This window comes from Parasynechococcus sp. (genome assembly GCF_042954245.1).
Taxonomy (GTDB): Bacteria; Cyanobacteriota; Cyanobacteriia; order PCC-6307; family Cyanobiaceae; genus Parasynechococcus.
In genome coordinates this window covers 1-2,078 of the sequence record NZ_JBGKDP010000175.1, presented here as the reverse complement: position 1 = coordinate 2,078, position 2,078 = coordinate 1, and the positions used below count along the sequence as shown (strand labels likewise).

Sequence of the window (2,078 nt, the reverse complement as noted above, 5' to 3'; positions counted from 1 at the left end):
ACCGAAGGCAAGGAGAAGTGCAAGCGCGACTTCGTCCACTACCTGCGTCTGATCAACTACTCCCTGGTTGTCGGCGGCACCGGCCCTCTGGACGAACTGGCCATCAACGGTCAGCGTGAGGTCTACAAGGCCCTCAGTATCGACCCCGGCACCTACGTTGCTGGTTTCACCCAAATGCGTAACGACGGCTGCGCCCCTCGCGACCTGAGCCCCCAGGCTCTGACTGAGTACAACGCTGCTCTGGACTACGTGATCAACTCCCTCGCCTGATTCTCAGCCGAGAGATTCGATTCGAACTCCATTACAGGGGGCGGTTGAACCGCCCCCTTTTCCATACTCAACCAGCTGTGGCATCGCAGACGGCTCGGGCACGCATGGCCACAAAGGGCTCAGGATCATCCAGGGCTGACGCCAACTGCGCGGGAGACGCCACCATCGCAGCGGCATAACGCGCTTCCCAGAACGGCGTCGCTTGCGGATCAAGCCACGACGCCACCGTTGTGTCTGGATCCTTCACAAGCTTCAAACCGGCCATCGCCGACACAGCAGCCGGCTTGGATTTCATGAATTGCGGCCGGTGCGTGGTGATGGCCTCCGAAAGGATATCTTCGATCAGGCCAAGGGCCTCATCTGGCCAGGGCCCGATCCTTGAAAACAGCCGGATGAAAAAGTAATGAGCCCCATAGTCGTTGTAGGCCTCGGCATACCAGCGCTGCTCTAGAGCTGGCCAGAGTTGCTCCGCTGAATGGTCCTGTAAGGTCTGCAGTGCGAGGTAACTGCGGCTGAAATCCGTGCCGAAAAATTCCTGAATCAGGAAATCCGCTGAGGGCGGCTGGTCGTAGGCATGCACCAGTTCCAAGGCTTCCGGTCGATCGACGATCAACCCATCAAGCAGCTCGATCAGATCAAGACCATTGTTCTGCAGCCGACCCTCAGGCCAGAGTGCACGCAACGCCCGCATCCGAAACACCGGCGACACAGGTGCACACAGAATCTGTGGCAACAGCTCCGTTGCCCCGGCATTGATCGCATCCTGAATCGCCGACTGACGATCCATTTGATTCGGCAACAGCGTCTGCTCGCCAAGAACAGAGACGTAGTCACGGCTGCCGCCAAGACGGATGCTTGCACTGATGGCCGAACCGCGGACCCCCGGCTGATCCGACGTCTGGAAGCTCGCAATCAACGGCTCCGCTTCGGAGACATTCAGTGCAGCAAGGCTCTGAATCAACACCCGTTGGTTCTGAGCTGGGTCAGACAACAGCTGCTGCAACGCCTCATGAACGGCGGCGTCTTGGCAGTTCAGCTGTTGCAGCGCAAAAGCAGCATTTTCAACGAGATAGGGATCGTCGCTGTTCAGGCAATTGGCGATGGCAGCCATGGCTTCCTGGCAGCCCAGCCGACCCAGCACTTCCACAGCCTTCCGGCGCGCCAATTTGCGCGGTTGCGCTTGATCTGCATCCATCACCAAGGCGATCAACGCTGATTCCGTTTCTCGGCCCGGAAAATTGATCAGATGGGCCGCCGCCATGTAGGGATCACTCTGGGACTCCAGCTCCTCCAGCGGAGTGCTCAGCAGGCGGATCGCATCGCCTTGGGACAGCCCCGGATGGATGTTGTCAAAAGCTCCGGTCAAGGCAGCATGCTCTTGGGGCATTAATTCTGCAGGACTCCTCCTGCCAGAAAGCGTGGATCTGCTCTCGTAAGGAAGATTGCGAAAGGCTCGAAAATCCCAGCAGCTGCGGCATCTTCAACGCAGTCACATCGCCTGCCATGGGACCCACCCTCGCCACATCAATTACTGTACGAACAGGGATTGAGCCCGGTTCTCGTCCTTGGACGGCACGCTCGGTGCGGGTGCCGTTTGCACAGCTCTGCCGCAGCATGCAGTCCATGCACAACCGTGGACTCGCGATTGATTCGGTGGCGTTCTCCTATGGCTCTGGTGAAGCCAGCGCACCGGCACCTGTGGCAGTTGCGGACGACGCCCCCAAGGCTGCGGCCAAGAAGCCAGCTAGACGCGCCGGACGTCGCAAGCATGGCTGAGGTCAAGCCGGGCGATTAATCACCTGGAAGAT

General features: G+C 59.3%; 2 protein-coding genes and 1 pseudogene. 2 read left to right on the top strand and 1 reads right to left on the bottom strand.

Annotated features, from left to right (window positions below; translation table 11 throughout):
• Positions 1 to 270: pseudogene (mpeA, locus tag ACGVJ8_RS07795) on the top strand (class 2 C-phycoerythrin subunit alpha); the annotation flags it as partial.
• A 67-nt stretch (positions 271 to 337) separates the two neighbouring features.
• Here mpeA and ACGVJ8_RS07790 read toward each other — a convergent pair.
• On the bottom strand, positions 338 to 1,657 hold the full coding sequence (locus ACGVJ8_RS07790; protein ID WP_392346972.1) for a HEAT repeat domain-containing protein: 1,320 nt from the start codon (positions 1,655 to 1,657) through the stop codon (positions 338 to 340).
• A 116-nt stretch (positions 1,658 to 1,773) separates the two neighbouring features.
• Between ACGVJ8_RS07790 and ACGVJ8_RS07785 the strand changes: the two genes are divergently transcribed.
• Complete coding sequence (locus ACGVJ8_RS07785) at positions 1,774 to 2,046, top strand: hypothetical protein (RefSeq protein ID WP_392346970.1); 273 nt, start codon at positions 1,774 to 1,776, stop codon at positions 2,044 to 2,046.
• The last annotated feature ends 32 nt before the right edge of the window (positions 2,047 to 2,078 follow it).